The organism is Georgenia sp. 311 (genome assembly GCF_006151955.1).
Classification (GTDB): domain Bacteria; phylum Actinomycetota; class Actinomycetes; order Actinomycetales; family Actinomycetaceae; genus Oceanitalea; species Oceanitalea wutianyii.
The window spans coordinates 1-17,545 of record NZ_VDFS01000003.1; the positions used below are offsets into that span (position 1 = coordinate 1).

The window sequence follows — 17,545 nt, forward strand, 5'->3', positions numbered from 1 at the left end:
GCGGCGACGGCGGCGGCCTCGTTGGCGTTCTGGGAGATCTCCTGGATGGAGGAGCCCATCTGCTCCGCGCCGGTGGCGACGGTGTGGATGTTCTGGGAGACCTGCTCCGCGGCGACGGCCATCGACTCGGCGTGGGTGCTGCTCTCCCGGGACTGGGCGCCGACCTGCTCGGTGGCGGTCGCGACCTCGGCGGTGGCGACAGCGACGCTCGTGGACGTCGCCGCGACCGACCCCACGAGCTCGCTCAGGCACCGCCTCGCCTCGTTGAGCTCCTCGGCCATCTCCCCGATCTCGTCCCTCGTGCGCACGGCTGCCGGCACGGTGAAGTCACCGTGCGCGAGGGCGGACAGGGAGTGCCGGACGCTGTCGACCGACCGGCGGATGGAGCGGGCGAGCAGGAACCCGGCGGTCCCGGCCAGGGAGATCCCGACGAGGATCGCGACGAGGAGCACGACGCGGCCGCGTGCGGAGTTCGCCTTGATCGCGCTCGCCTCCTGCGCGACCAGCGAGTCGACCCGGTCGGAGAGGGCGGCGAGGTCCGCCTCGACCCGCTCGACGTAGGACGTGCCGTCGGTGCTGGCGAGCGCGGAGTACCGGGAGCGGCTGGTCTCCAGCGCCGCCGGCACGAGCATGCGGTCCCGGAAGTCGGTCCACTCCGCCCAGCCGGTGAGGAAGGACTCCCACTCCGGCCAGGAGCCCACCTCGCTCGCGCCGATCCGGTCGACGAGGGTCGCGGTCGACGCGCTCAGCTCCTCGAGGACCGTGGCCCACCCCGCCTTCGCGTCGGGCCCGACGGCGGCGGCGATCTGGGCGACGAGGAGCCGGCCCTCCCGGTGGGCGGCGGTGAGGTCGTCCTGCGCGCCGCCGATCTCGCTCTGGAGGGTGACCATGCCGGTCGCGCGCTCCGACGTCCGCGACCCGCTGACGGAGGAGTACAGCCCGCCGGCCCCCGCCACGGTGACGAGCAGGAGGACGAGGGCGAGGATCTTGGTCTGCACCGAGGTCCGGCGCGGCGAGCGCGTGGCGCGCTCGGGCCCGGCTGCGCCGGACGTCGTGGCGGTCATGGTCGCTCTCTCAGTAGACGAAGCTCGCGACGCGGTCGCGCAGCTCGGTGGACAGGACGGCGAGGTCGGCGACCTCGGTGCTCATCTCGCGGACGACGCCGTCGAGGGTGTCGGCAGAGCCCGCGAGGACGGTGACGTTGGCGGCGATGCCGCCGGAGCCCGAGGCGGCCTCGGCCAGGCCGCGGCTCATCTCGCCGGTCGTGGCGGTCTGCTCCTCGACGGCCGAGGCGATGGTCATCTGCAGGTCGTTGATGGACCCGACGGTCCGGGCGATCTCCTCGATGGCGTCGACGGCGCCCGCGGTGTCGAGCTGGATCGCCGAGACGCGGGCGGCGATGTCCTCGGTGGCCCGCGCCGTCTCCCGGGCGAGCTCCTTGACCTCCCCGGCCACGACGGCGAAGCCCTTGCCGGCCTCCCCCGCGCGGGCCGCCTCGATCGTCGCGTTGAGCGCGAGCAGGTTCGTCTGCTCCGCGATCGAGGTGATGACCTTGACGACCTGCCCGATCTCCGCGGAGGAGGTGCCGAGCTGGGCGACGGTCCGGTTGGTCTCCTGGGCGACGACGGTGGCCCGGGAGGCGACGGTCGACGCCTCCTCGGCGGTGCGCGCGATCTCCCGGATGGAGGCACCCATCTCCTCGGCGCCGGCGGCGACGGTCTGCACGCTGGCGGAGACCTGCTCGGCGGCGGCGGCCGCGGCGGAGCTCTCGGCCGAGGTCTGGCCGACCTCGCCGGCCACCCGCCCGGCGCGCGTCTCCAGGCCCTCGGCGGACGCCGCGACCCGCTGGGCGGACGCCCCGACCGCGGCGACGAGCTGGCGGACCGCCTCCACGCCGTCATCGAGCGCGGCACCGGTGTCGCCGAGCTCGTCGGTGCGCTCCAGACCGGTGCGGGCGGTGAGGTCGCCGGCGCTCAGGCGCTCGGCGACCTGCCTCAGCCGCAGGATCCGGCGGACGAGGAGCCGGGTGGTGGCGAGGGCGAGCGCCGTGGCGAGCACGACCCCGACGACCCCGGTGGCCACGAGCGCGGTGGTGGCGAGCCGCTGGGCGCGGGCCTGGTCCGCCTTGACGGCGGCGGTCTCGGCGTCGGTGAGCGCCTGCGCCTCGTCGGCGATCGCGAGCACGGTCTCGTAGGCCGCGGCGGCCTCACCGCCGTTGACCGACGCGATCGCCGTCCGTCGGGCGGCGTCGGTGTCCTCGGCGAGCCACTCGACCACCTGGGCGTCCCAGGCGAAGAAGTCCTCCCAGGCCGGGCGCAGGTCGCTGAAGACCGCGGCCTCCTCGGGGCGCAGCCCGGCGGCGTCGAGGTCGTCGAGCCAGGCCTCGACGGCCGCCCGGGACTCGGCCATGCCGGTCCTGTTGTAGGAGTCGGGCGCGAGCCCTTCCTCGGTGCCGAGGATGCCGACGTCGGCGAGGTACAGGCCCTGCCAGCCGGTGGCGTCGGCGATGTGGAAGCGGGCCTCCTCGGCGAGCTGGGCAACCGACTCCACGCGCTCGAGCTCCTCGCTGTAGCCGCTCTGCTCGCTGACCGCCCACGCGCCGAGGTTCGCGGCGGCGAGGACGAGCACCGCGAGGGCACCGAAGGCGAGGTAGAGCCGGGTCCCCACGCGGAACCGGCGGCGCCGTCGCACCGCGTCCGGGGCGGTCCCCGGGCGCACCTCCGCGGACGTCACGGTCGGGGGTGAGGGGGCGAGCGTCGTGGTCATGGTTCCTTCTCCGGTCAGCAGCTGAAGCGCGCGAGGCGGGTCTGGAGGTCCGCGGACTGGCGCGCGAGCTCCTCGGTGGCGACCGTGAGCTGGGCGAGGGTCTGGCTCGCGCCGCGCGTGTCGGCGGCCACCGACGCGATGCCGGCGGCGATCTCCCCCGACCCGGTCGCGGCCTCGGTGACTCCACGCGACATCTCGGCGGTCGTCGCGTTCTGCTCCTCGACTGCCGAGGCGATCGTCAGCTGGTAGTCGTTGATCTGGGCGATGATCCGGGCGACCTCGGTGATCGCGTCGACCGCCCCGGTGGTGTCGACCTGGATGCTCTCGACGCGTCGCGCGATGTCCTCCGTGGCGCGGGCCGTCTCCCGGGCGAGCTCCTTGACCTCCCCGGCCACGACGGCGAAGCCCTTGCCGGCCTCCCCCGCGCGGGCCGCCTCGATCGTCGCGTTGAGCGCGAGCAGGTTCGTCTGCTCCGCGATCGAGGTGATGACCTTGACGACCTGCCCGATCTCCTGCGAACTCGCCCCCAGCCGGGACACGGTCTGCGTCGTCGCGGCGGCGACGTCGCTCGCCTGGGCGGCGACCTGCGCGGCCGCGGCGGCGTTGACGGCGATCTCGCTGATCGAGGCGCCCATCTCCTCGGCCGCGGCGGCGACCGTCTGGATGTTGCCGGAGACCTGCTCGGCGGCGGCCGCCACGACACCGGCCTGGGCGGAGGCACCCTCGCTCGAGGTGAGGAACGTCCCGCCCGCCGCGGAGAGCTGCTCGGCGGCCGCCGCGACGGACTGGGCCGTGCCGGTCGCCCCGGCCACGAGCTCGCGGAGGTCGGCCTGTGCCTCGGCGAGCGAGCGGGCGATCTGCCCGAGCTCGTCCCGGCCGGTGGCCTGCACGTGGCTCGTCGTGAGGTCGCCGGCAGCCATCGCCCGGCTCGTCGCGACGACGCGGGCCGCGTCCCGCGCGATGCCGCGGCCGATGACGACCCCGCCGACGACCATGACCACCGCGCCGAGCAGGGCGCACACGAGGGCGGCGGTGACGGCCGCCCTGGCGCCGGTGCGCATGTCCGACAGCCCGGCGGAGGTCTGCGCCTCGTGGATCTCGGCGACCAGGTCGAGGTCGGCCCGCACGGTGGCGAGCTGTGTCTCCATCTGCTCGGCCAGCGCTGCGCCCTCCGCGCCGCTGGTGCGCAGCTCCTCGGCGATGTCCCGGACCTCGCCCACGAGGGTGGCGGTCTCGTCGTCCGGGGCGAGGTCCGCCGCGTACTCGGAGGTGAGCTCGACGAGGCTCGCCATCCGGGTCTCCCAGCCCTCGAGCGCGGCCCGGGCGACGTCCGGCGTCGGGGCGAGGGCGCTCGCGGTGGCGTAGTACTGCGCCTGGCTGAACACGTCGCCGATCTGCCCGACCACCTGCGCGGTTCGCACCTCACGTTCCAGCGTCTGGGTCGAGAACTGCGCCGAGCTCGTCGTCCCCCAGACGCCGACCCCGGCCATGAGGAGCACGAGCGAGGCACCGCCCACAGCGCTGCCGACGATCTTCGTGCGCAGGGAGACGTCCGCCAGGCGGAGCTTGCGTCGGGGCGCCGTTGGGGCGGCCGTCGGCAGGGGTGACGGGGTGCTGACGGTCGTGTCGTGCTCGGGGGCCAGGACGGCCACGGGCTCCTCCTCGAGGGCGGTGGGCAGGCGGTGGGACTGCGGGGTGGTGCGGGCCCTCAGGCAGCGGTGACGGCCTCGACGTCCAGCGCGAGGAGCAGGCGGCCGGGAAGCTTGTAGGCGCCGCGGATGACCTCGCGCAGGGCGTGGGGCAGGGTCGGGGGCGGCGCCTCGAACTGATCGTCGTCGACCACGGCGACGTCGCCGATCGCGTCGACGAGCAGGGAGACGGGCTCGTGCCCCAGCCTGACGACGACCATCATCGGCTCGGCGCCGGTCCGCGCCGGCAGACCGAGCCGCGTGCGCAGGTCGAGGGCGAGGACCACCTGGCCCCGGAGGTTGACGAGGCCCGCGACGTCCGGCGGCGCGAGGGGGACGGCGGTGGTCCTCCGGAAGGGCAGCACCTCCTGGACGTTGCCCACCCGGATCCCGTAGAGGTTCTCCTCGAGGGTGAAGGTCACGTACTGGCTGGTCATGTGATCCTCACGAGGTCCTGGTCGAGGGCGGAGAGCGGCGCGAGGCCGACGCCGCGGAGGAGCCGGCCGACGTCGAGCAGCTCGGTGACCCGGTCCCTGATGACCGTCGAGCCGGTGAGGCCGGCGTCCTGGAGGTCGCTGTGGGCGTCCGGGTCGTCGGTGACGATGTCGACGATCTCGCCGACGACGACGGCCACCGTGACGTCCTGGCTCGTGAGCACCGTGACGAGGAGCTCCTCGGGCTGGTCCACGGTGCTCGCGCCGAGCAGCCGGTCGAGCCGGGCGACGGGCAGGAGGTCCCCGCGGTACTGGAGGACCTCGCGGCTGCCGACACGCTCGAGGCGGTCGGCGCGCATCCGCTCGAGGCGGGTGACGTCGGCGAGCGGGATGGCCACCTGCCGGTCCCCACCGATCGCGACGACGAGGAGCTGGCGGCCCTCCTCCCGGCGGGCGGCCCCGGTGGCGGTGCCGGCGCCGACGAGCCGGCCGACCTCCCCGACGAGCGCGCGGCGCGCGATCGCCTGGACGTCGAGGATGAGCGCGACGTCACCGTCGCCGAGGACGGTCGCCCCGGAGTACAGGCCGATCTGCTTGATGCGGCTGGAGACGGCCTTGACGACGATCTCCTCGTTGTTGAGCACCCGGTCCACGAGCAGACCGAAGCGCTGGTCGTCGGCCTGGAGGACGGCGATCGTGCAGGACTCCGCGGTCGGCGGCTCGAGGTCGAGCACCTCGGCCAGCGAGACGAGCGGGAGCAGGGTGCCGCGCAGCCGGTGGACGGGCGCCGTCCCGACGTACTCGAGCCGGGCCCGCTCGACGGCGACGAGCTCGAGGAGGTTCGCCTGCGCGAGGGCGAAGGTGCGGTCCGCGCACCGGACGGTGAGGGCGGGCATGATCGCGAGCGTCAGCGGGATCCGCAGGCGCCAGGTCGTGCCCTGCCCGGGACGGGACTCGACGTCGACGGAGCCGCCGATGGCCTCGATCTTCGTGCGGACGACGTCCATCCCCACGCCGCGGCCGGACACGTTCGTCACTGCCCTGGCGGTGGAGAAGCCCGGCAGGAACAGCAGCTCGTGGATCTCCTGGGTGGACATCGCCCGGAGCTGGTCCTCGGTGCGCAGCCCCTTGGCCAGCGCCCCGGCCGCCACGGCGTCGCGGTCGATCCCGCGGCCGTCGTCGGTGATCTCGACGAGGACCTGGCCCCCCGCGTGGTGGGCACGCAGCGTGACGTGGCCCTGCGCGGACTTGCCGACGGCGAGGCGCTCGGCGGGCGACTCGATCCCGTGGTCGACGGCGTTGCGCACGAGGTGGGTGAGCGGGTCCTTGACCGCCTCGAGCAGCGAGCGGTCGAGCTCGGTCTGCCCACCGAGCATCGTCAGTGCGACCTCCCGCCCGAGGGTGGAGGCGAGGTCGCGCACGACGCGCGGCATCTTGTTCCACACGTTCTCGATGGGCTGCATGCGCGTCCTCATGACGCCTTCCTGCAGCTCGGTGGCGATGAGGCTGAGGCGCTGGGCGGAGCGGTGGAGCTCGGGCTCGGCGGCGCGGTCGGCGAGGCGGTCGAACTGGTTGCGGACGAGCACGAGCTCCCCGACCTGGCGCATGAGCGAGTCCAGGAGCTCCACGTCGACGCGGATCGAGCTCTCGGCCGCGTTGCGGTGGCGCTCCGGCTCGGAGCGCCTCTCGGGCTCCGGGTGCTGCTCGGCGGGCGCCACGGGGGCCGGCGTCACGGGGGCCGGCGTCACGGGGGCCGGAGGGCGCGGCCTGCCGATGACCTTGCGAGCCACGGCCGGCGCGGCGGCCGGCTCGGCAGCGGCCGGGGCACCGACGGGCTGCGCCGGGGCGGCGGGAGGCGAGGCGGTGCCCTCCTGGAGGGCGCGGATCCGGGAGATCGTCGGTTCGACGTCGTGGGCGTCGCCCTCGCCGGCCTCGATCGAGGCGAGGATGGCGCGCAACGTGTCGACGAGGGCGAGCAGGACGTCGGTGGTCGCCTGGTCCATGTGCCGGGCGCCGTCGCGCAGCTCGGCGAGCAGGTTCTCCCCGGTGTGGGAGACCCGCTCGAGGTCGCCGTAGCCGAGGAAGCCGCTCGTCCCCTTGATCGTGTGGACGGTGCGGAAGATGCTGCTCAGCAGCTCGCGTGAGCCGGGGTCCCCCTCCAGCGCGACGAGGTCCTGGTCGAGCTGGTCGAGGTTCTCGTGGCTCTCGACGAGGAACTCGTGGACGATCTCATCCATACCCTCCACCGGGTGGCCCTCCATGAGTCCGGCGTTGCGGCGCTTCCTGCGCTCACGGCAGACCATCGGGAGGAGTGGCGGGTTTGTGAGAGGTCCGGGCTGCCCCGCCCGGGCTCGCGGCGATGCGCCCGCTCCGCGCGGCGGTGCGCGAGGAGCGCGGCCCGGGGCCGCGGCGGGCGGTCAGTCCTCGGGGTTCGCGGGGCGCAGCGCGCGGAGGGAGTCGAGGTCCTCGTCGGCCACGCTGGCGGCGTCGCGGTTGGCCTCCTCGACGGCGCGGAGCACCTCGGCACGGTTCACGGCGACGTGGCGGGGTGCGGCGATGCCCAGGCGCACGGTGTCGTTGCGCACGTCGACGACGGTGAGGACGATGTCCTCCCCGATGACGATCTGCTCGCCCACCTTGCGGCTCAGTACCAGCACGCGCCCGACCCTATCGCGTCCTGGCGCTCGGCCGGCCGCGCTCGGCGAGCGCCCCGGCGGCGGCACGCGCCTGGCGCGCCGCGGCGCTCTCCAGCCGCTCCGCCGCCTCGGCGGCGGCGATGAGGTCGCCGATGCCCGCCGGGCGAGGCTGCCGGGCGGGTGGACGGCGAGCGGCGGCGGCCGTGCCCCCGAGGTCGGGGACGGGCCGGCTCAGTCCGGGCACCGCCACGGTGACCTCGTAGCGCCGGCGCCCGAGCAGCCCTGAGCGCACGCGCTCCGCGCGCACGACCCGTCCACCCAGACGGGCCGCCCGGGCGAGGAGCTCGTCCAGGTCGGTCCCGTCAAGCAGTAATCGCGTGTCCGACACCGACGGCTCCCACGGTCTCGATGGTCAGGGAGGTCCCGGTCACCTCGTTGTAGGACAGCACCGGGAGGCGAGGGACGGCGAGGGCCGCCACGCGCCGCAGCGCCGGCCGGACGGCCGGGGCGCAGACGAGCACGGCCTGGCGGCCGGTCGACTCGACCTGCTCGAGCCTGGCGCGCAGCGCCTCGAGCAGTCCCTCGACGCGGTCGGGCGCGAGGGACAGCTGGGTGCCGTGCTCCCCGGGGCGCAGCGACTCCAGGAGCAGCTGCTCGGTCGCCGGCTCAAGGGTGAGGACCCGCAGGACGCCCTCCTCGCGGTGGCGGTCGACGATGACGTCCGCGACCGCCTGGCGGGCGGCCTCGACGAGCCCCTCGACGTCGGTGGACACCTTCGCGCGCAGGGTCAGCGCCTCGAGGATGCGGCCGAGGTCGAGGATCGGCACCTGCTCGGCGAGCAGGCCCTGGAGGACGCGCTGGACCTCACCGAGGCTGAGCAGCCCCGGGACGAGCTCCTCCACGACGGACGGGTTGGTCTGCTTGAGCCCCTCGACGAGGACGCGGACGTCCTCGCGGCCGAGCAGCCGGTCGGCGTGGGAGGAGGCCACCGAGGACAGGTGGGTGATGAGCACGGACACCCTGTCGACGACGGTGGCGCCGGCCATCTCCGCGCTGTGCCGCAGCTCGAGCGCGATCCACTTGCCGGGCAGCCCGAACACCGGCTCGACGACCGTCGTGCCCGGGAGTCCGTCCAGCCCCTCCCCCAGGGCGAGCACCCGCCCGCGCGGCGCGGTGCCGCGCGCCACCTCGACCCCGGAGAGCCGGATGGCGTAGGTGGCGGAGGGCAGGTCGACGGAGTCGCGGGTGCGCACGGGGGGCAGCACGTAGCCCATCTCCAGCGCCGTCTTGCGCCGCAGCGCCTTGACCCGGCCGAGGAGGTCCTGGTCGGCCGACCCGCCGACCATGTCGACGAGGTCGGGGGCGAGGAGGACCTCCAGGGCGTGGACCCTCATCTGCTCGATGAGCATCTCGGGGGTCTCGGCGGCGGGCTGGAGCGCGGAGGCTGCCTCCTCCGCCTCGCTGGCCCGCGTGGCGGCGTTCTCCCCGCCCTTGATCCGCTGGGCCGCGACGAGCAGGAGCGCGCCCACGAGGACGAACGGGAGCTTCGGGATGCCCGGGATGGCGGCCATGACGAGCGCGGCCACACCGGCGATCATGAGCGCCGAGCGGGACTGGGTGAGCTGGGAGCCGGCGAGGGTGCCCATGTCGTCGTCGGAGGTGGCCCGGGTGACGACGAGGCCGGTGGCGACGGCCATGAGGAGCGCGGGGATCTGGGTGACGAGGCCGTCGCCGACGGTGAGCAGCGAGTACGTCTCGATGGACTCGCCGGCGCTCATGCCGCGCTGGACCATCCCGATGACGAAGCCACCGACGAGGTTGATGATCGTGATGACGATGCCGGCGATGGCGTCACCCTTGACGAACTTCGACGAGCCGTCCATCGCGCCGTAGAAGTCCGCCTCGGCGGCGACCTCGCTGCGGCGGCGGCGCGCCTCGTCGTCGTCGATCGCGCCGGCGTTGAGGTCGGCGTCGATGGCCATCTGCTTGCCCGGCATCGCGTCGAGGGTGAAGCGGGCGCCGACCTCGGCGGCGCGTCCGGCGCCGTTGGTGATGACGACGAACTGGATGACGACGAGGATGAGGAAGATGACGAGGCCGATGACGAGCGAGCCGCCGACGACGAAGTGGCCGAACGCGTTGATGACCTCCCCGGCGTAGCCGTCGCGCAGCACGAGGCGGGTCGAGGCGACGTTGAGCCCGAGCCGGAAGAGCGTCATCACGAGGACGAGGGAGGGGAAGACCGAGAAGTCGAGCGGCTTCCTGATGTACATCGTCGTGAGCAGGACGACCATCGCGCCGATGATGTTCACCGCGATGAGGACGTCGAGCAGCGCTGCGGGCAGCGGGACGACGAGCAGGAGGATGATCCCGACGACGCCCGCCGGCACGGCGAGCTGGGTGATCTTGCCGTTCTTCATCGGCCGTCCTTCCGGGACTGGGACATGCGGTGGCTCCCTGCGGCGCTGCCGCGCCGGCGCAGGGACATGACGAAGGCGAGGACGCGGGCGACGGCCTCGTAGAGGTACTCGGGGACCTCGTGGCCCACCTCGCACACGGAGTTGAGGGTGCGCGCCAGGGTGATGTCCTGGACGACGGCCACCTTGTGCTGGGCGGCCTTCTCGCGGATGCGTCGGGCGACGTGGCCCTTGCCCTTGGCGACGACGCGCGGCGCGCCCTTGCCGGGCTCGTAGCGCAGCGCGACGGCGACGTGCGTCGGGTTGACGACGACGACGTCGGCGTCGGCCACGGCGGCGAGCATCCGGTTGCGGCTCAGCGCCCGCGCCTTGGCCATGCGCTGGCTCTTGATGAGCGGGTCGCCCTCGGAGCGCTTGTGGTCGTCCTTGAGCTCCTGCTTGGACATGCGGGTGGTCTTGCGGTTGCGCTTGAGGACGACGAAGACGTCGATGGCGGCGAGGACGAGGCCGGCGGCGACTCCCCACGTGATGAGGGACTTGATCCGCGACCCGACCTCGCCGAGGATCTGGGCGACGGAGAGGGCGCCGGACTGCATGACGAGCGGGACGAGGCCGACGACGGTGAAGTAGAGCACCGTGCCGACGACGAGCGTCTTGAGGAACGCCTTGGCGCCCTGCCACCACGCCTGGGCACCGAAGGTCCGCTTGGTGCCCTTGACGAGGTTGAACTGCTCGAGGCGCGGCTTGAGCTTCTTCGTCGAGATGTGGACCCCGCCCTGCGCGGCGCCGGCCACGACGGCGGCCAGCGCGGCGACGGCGAGCATCGGCGCGACGGCGAGCGCGGCGGCGAGCAGGCCCTCGCCGAGCACCTGGACGGCGACCGCGGGCTCAGGGTTGCCGATGACCTCGCGCACCCGGAGCACGAGGTTCCCGGCGGCCTCGGCACCACGGTCGAGCACGGTCGGCAGCGTGAGGGCGGCGGCCCCGACGACGACCCACGCGCTGACGTCCTGGGACTTGCCCAGGCTCCCGTCCCGGTGGGCCTTCCTCATCCGCTCCGGGGTGGCCTTCTCGGTCTTCTCACCGGCGGTCTGGCTCATCGCACGACCTCCCCGATGCCGCGGAACGCCTCGTCGGACAGCCACGAGACGACTCCGGGGAGCGCCGCGACGGTGATCGCGCCGAGCGAGAGGGTGATGAGGATCTTCAGCGGGAAGCCGAGCGCGAAGGCGTTGAGGGCGGGGGCGACCCGGGTGAGCAGGCCGAGGCCGACGTCGGCGAGGAAGAGGACGGCGATGAGCGGTCCGGCGACCTGGATGGCCGCGAGGAAGAGCTGGGTGAGCCCGCCGGCGAGGTTCTCGGCGAGCGAGCCGAGGTCGAGCACGGCCCCGAGCGGGAGTGCCTGGAAGCTGCGGGCCAGGCCACCCACGACGAGCTGGTAGCCGTCGGAGGCGAAGAGGAGGACCACGGCGATGAGCTGGAAGAAGCGGCCGAACGGGCCGCTGTGGGTCATCGTCATCGGGTCGAAGGCCTGGCCGAGCTCGAACCCGCCGAGCATGTCGACGAGCCGGCCGGCGGTCTGGACCGCGGAGAAGACGAGGGCGACGAGCACGCCGAGACCTCCGCCGATCACTGCCTCGGAGACGGCCATGCCGATGAACGCCGTCGCCGTGAGGTCGACCGGCACGGTGAGGGTGGAGGCCATCGCCAGGGCGAGACCGACGCCGAGCATCGCCTTGACGGTCCCCGGGATGGCGCCGTGGTTGAACGGCGGCGCCACGACGAGGAAGACGGTGACCCGCAGCGCGGCGAGCGCCACCGGGACCACCACGAGGGCAGCGTCCACGTCAGCCGCCCAGCAGGCCGGGGATGCGGTCGAAGAGCTCGTGGGTGGTGACGACGAGCTCGGAGATCATCCAGCTGCCGCACAGCACGATGGCCACGGCCACGCCGATCGCCTTGGGCACGAAGCTCAGGGTGATCTCCTGGATCTGGGTCACCGACTGGAGGAGGGAGACGGTGAAGCCGACGACGAGCGCGGTGATGAGCAGGGGGGCGGCGAGCTTCGCGGCCAGGCCGAGGGCGAGGGTGGCGATGTCGATGACGTTCGCGGTGTCCATCAGTAGCTCCCCACCAGCTGGGTGACGATGAGCCCCCAGCCGTCCACGAGGACGAAGAGGAGGATCTTGAAGGGCAGCGAGATCATCGACGGCGGCAGCATCATCATGCCCATCGCCATGAGCGCGGAGGCGACGACGAGGTCGATGACGAGGAACGGCACGAAGATGACGAAGCCGATGATGAACGCGGCCCGCAGCTCGGAGAGCATGAACGCCGGGATGAGTGTCTGCATCGGGACGGTCTCGGGGCTCTCCGGGTTGGGCATCCCGGCCGCGCGGGTGAGCAGCGCGAGGTCCTCCTCGCGGGTGAGCCCCACCATGAACTCGCGCAGCGGCCCCTGCGCGGCCCCGAACGCGCCGGCGAAGTCGGTCGACCCGTCGAGGTAGGGCTGGAGGGCGACGGTGTTCACGTCCCCGAGGACGGGCGCCATGATGAACAGGGACAGGAAGAGCGTGAGCCCGGCGAGCACCTGGTTGGGGGGCACACCCTGCAGGCCGAGGGCGTTGCGGGTGAGGGACAGGACGACGAAGATCTTCGTGAAGCTCGTCATCATGAGGAGCAGCGAGGGCGCGACGCCGAGCAGGGTGAGCGCGAGGAGCGCGACGATCGACGTCGACGGCGTCCCGGCCTCGACGTCGAGGTCGAAGCCGAGGCCCGCGGGCTCGGTCGGCGCGACCGGCTCCTCGGGCTGGACGGGCGCCGCCTGGGCGAGCGCCGCGCCGAGCGCGACGGCGGCGGCGGTGACCACGAGGACCACCAGCAGGCGCAGCAGCAGGCGCCGTGCACCGGTCCGCGCTCCCCCGCGCGGCTGGGCCGGTGCGGCGCTCACCCGCGGGTCCGTGTCCGCAGGGTCTCCCAGGTGGTGCGCCAGGTGCCGGGTGCGAGGACCGATCCGGAGAGCGGGGCGGCGGGCCGCGACTGCGGGGTGCCCCCGTCGCCGTCCTCCAGGAGGGTGAGCGGACCGGGCTCGAGCTCGGTGAGCAGACGGACCTCGGAGTCGCTCACCCCGAGGACGAGGGTGCGACCGGCGACGTCGACGACCGTGATGCCCGAGCGGCGCCCGAGCGTCTGACGCCCGAGCACGGTGATCGGCAGCCGCCGCGGGGTCCCCGCGCCGGCGCCGACGCGCCGGGCGAGGAACCACAGCAGGGCGAGCACGACCCCGAGGGAGAGCGCGACGCGCAGCGCCAGCCCGAGCGTGTCGGTCACTGGGCCGAGGTCTCCGAGACGATCTCGGTGATGCGCACGGCGTAGTCCTCGTCGACGACGACGACGTCGCCGCGGGCGACGAGCCGCCCGTTGACCATGACGTCGGCGGGGCTGCCCGCGGCGCGGTCGAGCTCCAGGACGGTGCCGGGCGTGAGGCCGAGCACGTCGCGCAGCGGCATCCGGGTGCGGCCGATCTCGGTGGTGAGGGTGAGCTCGACGTCGTACAGGACGCGCATGCTGCCTGCCTCGAGGGGAGCGGACGGCATCGAGGCGCGCTGGCTGATCGAGCGGATGCCGAACCAGGCCTGCACGGTCCCGCCGCCGACGAGGGCGAAGACGGTGACGTCCCCGCCGGTGACGGCCTCGCCCGCGGGGCGCTCCTCGGCGGCGCCGAGCACGCCCGCACCGAGCGTGCGCGCGGCGGCCTCGAGCGCGGGGCGCAGGGCCTCGGCGAGGGTCAGCGCCCCGGCTCCGGCCATGGCCTCGGCGACGGCGTCCTGGGCGACGACGAGCAGCTCGGCGCTCGTCTGCCCGACGAACGTCGCCACGACGGCGGTGGCGCTTGGTGCCGGGCGCTCACCGGGCTCCGCGGGCCGCGCGACGAGCGGCTGGGAGGAGGGCAGCAGGCGCGCCAGCTCGTCGGCGACGGCGTGGGTGTCGATGGTGGTCGTGCTCATGAGTTCTCCTTGACGTTGACGACCAGCCCGGCGAGCCGGGAGCCGCTGGTACCGGCCACCGCCTGGGCGAGGACACGGTCCCCGACCACGACGTCCATGGGCTGGGACCGGGGGTGACGCAGGGCCAGGAGGTCACCGACGGCGAGCCCGACGACCTCCCGCGGGTGGAGCGCGACCGGGCCGAGGCGCACGGCGACCTCGACCGGCACCTCCTGGACGGCGCGGTCGAGCGACTGGCGCTGCTCGGTCTCCGCGGCAAGCTCGGCGGTGGTCCGGTGGTCGGCCGACTGGCGCTCGCGGAGCGCGGAGAGCAGCCCCTCGGCGGGCGCCATGAAGGCCGCGACGGCGTACTGGTCGCCGTGGGTGATGTGGAAGGTGCCGCTGATGACCGTCGTCGTCGCGGCGACCGCCTGGACGAGCTGGGGGGAGTGCTGGATGCGGCGCAGCTCGGGGTCGACCTTGAGGATCCCCGCGAACGCGTAGTTCAGGTCGGCGACGACGCGCGACATGACGTCCGAGACGAGGTTCTGCTCGATCTCGGTGAGCTCACGCACCGGGACCGCCCCGGGGGTGCCGGGACCGCCGAGCATCTGGTCCACCCAGGAGAGGGTCACCTCGAGCGGGATCTGGATGATCGCCGGACGGCGGTTGGGGCCCGCGGTGAACTGGATGAGCGTCGTCGGGGCGGGGAGGCGGCTGACGAACTCGTCGTAGGTGGACATGGACAGGTGGTCCAGCGACACCTGGACGGGCACGCGCAGGCGCGCCAGGAGCTGGTTGGCCCACTGCCGTGCGAAGGTCGTCAGGGCGACCTCGAGGACGCGCGCGTGGTCACGCGGAAGCGTCATCGGCTGCCGGAAGTCGTAGACCACCGGGGTGCCGGCGCTCTGGGCCACAGGGGGTACGGTCACGCCCCACCCATCGGCGGCTGCGGGGCGAAGTTGAGACGTCCGCGTGCGGCGGTGGTGCCGGGGTGCGCGCTACTGCGTGACGAAGTCCGTGAAGTAGACCGCGTGCACCTCCCCGTCGTAGGCCTCGGTGAGCTGCCGCGTCAGCTCGTCCTTCAGCTCCGCGCGGTGTGCGGCGTCGTTCACCTCGTCGACGGACCGTCCGGAGAAGAGGGCGATGGCGATGTCGGTGGCCTGGGCGACCGGGACCTCCTCGGCCTCGGCGACCAGCTCGATGGCGAAGCCCATTCGCAGGTAGCGGCCGTCGGCGAGGTTGATGTTGCGCGGCTCGACCATGATCGTCATGCCCGGCTCGGGGTCCTGCGGCGTGGCGGCGCTGTCCTCGGGCCGCGTGAGGAGGAAGGCCACGGCGGCCACCCCGACGATGAGGACGAGCACGACGGCGAGCGTCTTGCCCTTACGGCGCTTGGGGGCGGCCGGCTGGGGAGCAGCGGGGCGGGTGGAGGGTGCGGGCGGGCGCTGTGCGCCGCCGATCTTGCGGTCGGGGGCACCGATGACCCTGGTCTCGGGCACGTCAGGCTCCTTCCCTGCTCGCGGCCAGCCCGGGGAGCAGCTGGCGGACGGACTCGGGCTTGTCGCTCATGACGACGATGTCGACGCGACGGTTGAGGTCGAGGGCGTCGGGGCCCTCGGTCACCGTCGGGTGGGCGTCGCCGTAACCGATGGCCCGGACCCGGTCGGGGGCGATGCCGCTGTGCTCGACCATCCGGCGCAGCACCTTGGTCGCGCGGTCCGCGGACAGCTCCCAGTTCGTCGGGTAGGGCTCGGTCTGCGGGAGGTGGTTGGCGTGCCCCTCGAGGAGGACCTGGTTGGGGAGGGTGCCGAGCGTCGCGGCGATCGTGTCGACGACCTGGAGCGTGGTCGCGGGCATGACGGCGCTGGCGGGCGAGAAGAAGGTGTGCTCGCTGACCAGCCCGATGATGAGGCCGCGCTCGGTGATGCTGAAGCGGACCTCCTGCTCGAGGCCGGCCTGGGCGAGGTCGGAGCGGATCCCCTCGCGCAGCTCGATGAGGGACTCGACCTCCTGCTCGGCGGCCTGCTGGACCTGCCCGCTCTGCAGCGGCTTGAGGTCCTCCCCACCCTCGATCGGCGCGATGTCGACCGGCCGGACGTCCCCGCCCTCGAGCGGCCCGGTGGAGCCCTCGACGACGTTGACGGCGGGGGCGGCGTCCCCGAACCCGGAGGCCAGGGACTGGCGCAGCTGGAGGAACTTCGCGGAGTCCACCTGGCTGATCGCGAAGAGGACGATGAACAGGCACATCATGACCGTGACCATGTCCATGTAGCTCACGGTCCAGCGCTCGATGTTCTCCGGCTCCTCCTCGTGGGCGGAGGCGCGACGGCGGCGGCGGGTGCTCACGCGGCCCGCCCCTCGCCCGGCCCGATGAGCTCGCTCGCCGGGACCAGGCTGCGCAGCCGCTCGCCGACGGCGCGCGGGTTGGCGCCGGCCTGGAGCGCGAGCAGCCCCTCGAGGCTGATCTCCATCTGGCCGCACTCGAGGTCGGAGATCCGCTTGAGGCGGGCGCCGATGGGCAGGAAGATGAGGTTCGCCGAGAGGATGCCCCACAGGGTCGCGACGAACGCGGCGGCGATCATCGGGCCCAGCGTGCTCGGGTCGGAGAGGTTCTCCAGCACGTGCACGAGGGAGATGACGGTGCCGATGATGCCGATCGTCGGCGCGTAGCCGCCCATGGAGTTGAAGAACCCGTAGGCGACGCGGTCCTGGGCACGCTTGGTGTCGATCCGGTCCTCGAGCATGACGCGCAGGTCCTCGGGGTCGGTGCCGTCGATGGCTGCCATGAGCCCGTCGCGCAGGAAGTCGTCGCCCACCTCGTGGGCGGTCTCCTCGAGCGCGAGGAGACCCTCGCGGCGGGCGCGGTCGGAGAGCGTGATGATCGTGGCGATCGTGGCACCGCGCTTGGGGGCCGTGGCGGTGAGGGCCTTGGGCAGGCTCTTGACCGCGTGGACCGTGTCACGCAGCGCGCCTCCCGCGACGGTCGCACCGATCGCGCCGAGGAACACGATGGCGACCGGGCCGGGCAGCAGGATCGCGGAGAGGTGGACGCTCTCCATGTTCATGAGGATGACGACGCCACCGAAGGAGATGGCGAGGCCGATGAGCGTTGCGGGATCCATCATTCTCCCTGGGGACGGGTCGGCAGGGGGACGACGGAGCCGAGCTCCGTGCGCGTGACGACCGGCGCTGGGGGCTGGAGCGCGCGGGCGATGACGCCGGCGCGGTACTCCTGGACCATGGCGACGACCTCGGGCATGGTCTCGGCCACGAGGTAGCGCGTGCCGTCCATGAGCACGAGGATCGTGTCTGGTGTGCACTCGATGCGTTCGACGAGATCAGGGTTGATCGCGAACTGCTGTCCTGTCAGACGGGTCACGGTGATCAAGGGTCGGTTCCATCCTGGTGACGACGGGCCCATCCATGAGCCCTGCGCTCTGTCAATCGGCCGGGACCTCACGATGATGAGAGGTCCCGGCCGACCAGCCTTCAGATTCTGCCGGCGACCCGGAGGCATCCGACCAGACCCGCTGCGGCGGATCTTGACCGCCTTGGCGAGCGAGCTTCCGCGAGACGCGCGGCGCGGGCGCATCGGCCGGTCCTTTACACGGAGCG

The 17,545-nt window shown here is 73.3% G+C and carries 19 protein-coding genes; all 19 read right to left on the reverse strand.

Going from position 1 to position 17,545, the window contains the following annotated elements:
- Positions 1-1,064 (reverse strand): methyl-accepting chemotaxis protein (locus FHE66_RS00285; RefSeq protein ID WP_139071001.1); only part of this gene is annotated, 1,064 nt, incomplete at its 3' end.
- Positions 1,065-1,074: 10 nt separating this feature from the next.
- Positions 1,075-2,766 carry a methyl-accepting chemotaxis protein gene (locus tag FHE66_RS00290; RefSeq protein WP_255303549.1) on the reverse strand — a complete coding sequence of 564 codons (1,692 nt, stop codon included), beginning with the start codon at positions 2,764-2,766 and terminating at the stop codon, positions 1,075-1,077.
- Positions 2,767-2,780: 14 nt separating this feature from the next.
- Positions 2,781-4,418, reverse strand: coding sequence for a methyl-accepting chemotaxis protein (locus FHE66_RS00300; protein WP_230976499.1), 1,638 nt, complete (start codon positions 4,416-4,418; stop codon positions 2,781-2,783).
- Positions 4,419-4,474: 56 nt separating this feature from the next.
- Positions 4,475-4,891 (reverse strand): chemotaxis protein CheW, encoded by a 417-nt coding sequence (locus tag FHE66_RS00305; protein WP_139071002.1) that lies wholly within the window; start codon positions 4,889-4,891, stop codon positions 4,475-4,477.
- Entirely contained in the window at positions 4,888-7,125 is a 2,238-nt protein-coding gene (locus FHE66_RS00310) for a chemotaxis protein CheA (protein WP_255303550.1), read from the reverse strand. Before FHE66_RS00310 ends, FHE66_RS00305 begins: the two co-directional genes overlap by 4 nt.
- 180 nt (positions 7,126-7,305) lie before the next feature.
- Positions 7,306-7,545 (reverse strand): carbon storage regulator CsrA, encoded by a 240-nt coding sequence (csrA, locus tag FHE66_RS00315; RefSeq protein ID WP_139071004.1) that lies wholly within the window; start codon positions 7,543-7,545, stop codon positions 7,306-7,308.
- A 10-nt stretch (positions 7,546-7,555) separates the two neighbouring features.
- Positions 7,556-7,831 (reverse strand): hypothetical protein, encoded by a 276-nt coding sequence (locus tag FHE66_RS00320; protein WP_139071005.1) that lies wholly within the window; start codon positions 7,829-7,831, stop codon positions 7,556-7,558.
- Positions 7,832-7,886: 55 nt separating this feature from the next.
- Positions 7,887-9,944 (reverse strand): flagellar biosynthesis protein FlhA, encoded by a 2,058-nt coding sequence (flhA, locus tag FHE66_RS00325; protein ID WP_139071006.1) that lies wholly within the window; start codon positions 9,942-9,944, stop codon positions 7,887-7,889.
- On the reverse strand, positions 9,941-11,041 hold the full coding sequence (locus FHE66_RS00330; protein WP_139071007.1) for a flagellar biosynthesis protein FlhB: 1,101 nt from the start codon (positions 11,039-11,041) through the stop codon (positions 9,941-9,943). Before FHE66_RS00330 ends, flhA begins: the two co-directional genes overlap by 4 nt.
- Complete coding sequence (locus FHE66_RS00335) at positions 11,038-11,772, reverse strand: flagellar biosynthetic protein FliR (protein WP_230976497.1); 735 nt, start codon at positions 11,770-11,772, stop codon at positions 11,038-11,040. The genes FHE66_RS00330 and FHE66_RS00335 overlap by 4 nt, the downstream gene beginning before the upstream one ends.
- Before the next feature lie 16 nt (positions 11,773-11,788).
- Complete coding sequence (locus FHE66_RS00340) at positions 11,789-12,061, reverse strand: flagellar biosynthetic protein FliQ (protein ID WP_139071009.1); 273 nt, start codon at positions 12,059-12,061, stop codon at positions 11,789-11,791.
- On the reverse strand, positions 12,061-12,891 hold the full coding sequence (gene fliP, locus FHE66_RS00345) for a flagellar type III secretion system pore protein FliP (RefSeq protein WP_139071010.1): 831 nt from the start codon (positions 12,889-12,891) through the stop codon (positions 12,061-12,063). The genes FHE66_RS00340 and fliP overlap by 1 nt, the downstream gene beginning before the upstream one ends.
- Entirely contained in the window at positions 12,888-13,271 is a 384-nt protein-coding gene (locus FHE66_RS00350) for a flagellar biosynthetic protein FliO (protein ID WP_139071011.1), read from the reverse strand. The genes fliP and FHE66_RS00350 overlap by 4 nt, the downstream gene beginning before the upstream one ends.
- A complete protein-coding gene (gene fliN / locus FHE66_RS00355) occupies positions 13,268-13,948 on the reverse strand; it encodes a flagellar motor switch protein FliN (RefSeq protein ID WP_139071012.1) in 681 nt (226 codons plus the stop codon). Before fliN ends, FHE66_RS00350 begins: the two co-directional genes overlap by 4 nt.
- Positions 13,945-14,859, reverse strand: a complete 915-nt coding sequence (locus FHE66_RS00360; RefSeq protein ID WP_139071013.1) for a flagellar motor switch protein FliM — start codon at positions 14,857-14,859, stop codon at positions 13,945-13,947. Before FHE66_RS00360 ends, fliN begins: the two co-directional genes overlap by 4 nt.
- Positions 14,860-14,928: 69 nt before the next feature.
- Complete coding sequence (gene fliL / locus FHE66_RS00365) at positions 14,929-15,429, reverse strand: flagellar basal body-associated protein FliL (protein WP_139071014.1); 501 nt, start codon at positions 15,427-15,429, stop codon at positions 14,929-14,931.
- A gap of 1 nt (position 15,430) precedes the next feature.
- A complete protein-coding gene (locus FHE66_RS00370; RefSeq protein ID WP_139071015.1) occupies positions 15,431-16,276 on the reverse strand; it encodes a flagellar motor protein MotB in 846 nt (281 codons plus the stop codon).
- The gene (locus tag FHE66_RS00375) at positions 16,273-17,052 is read right to left on the reverse strand and encodes a motility protein A (RefSeq protein WP_139071016.1); all 780 of its coding nucleotides are present in this window, start codon (positions 17,050-17,052) and stop codon (positions 16,273-16,275) included. Before FHE66_RS00375 ends, FHE66_RS00370 begins: the two co-directional genes overlap by 4 nt.
- Positions 17,052-17,309, reverse strand: a complete 258-nt coding sequence (locus FHE66_RS00380; protein WP_255303551.1) for a flagellar FlbD family protein — start codon at positions 17,307-17,309, stop codon at positions 17,052-17,054. Before FHE66_RS00380 ends, FHE66_RS00375 begins: the two co-directional genes overlap by 1 nt.
- Between the last annotated feature and the right edge of the window lie 236 nt (positions 17,310-17,545).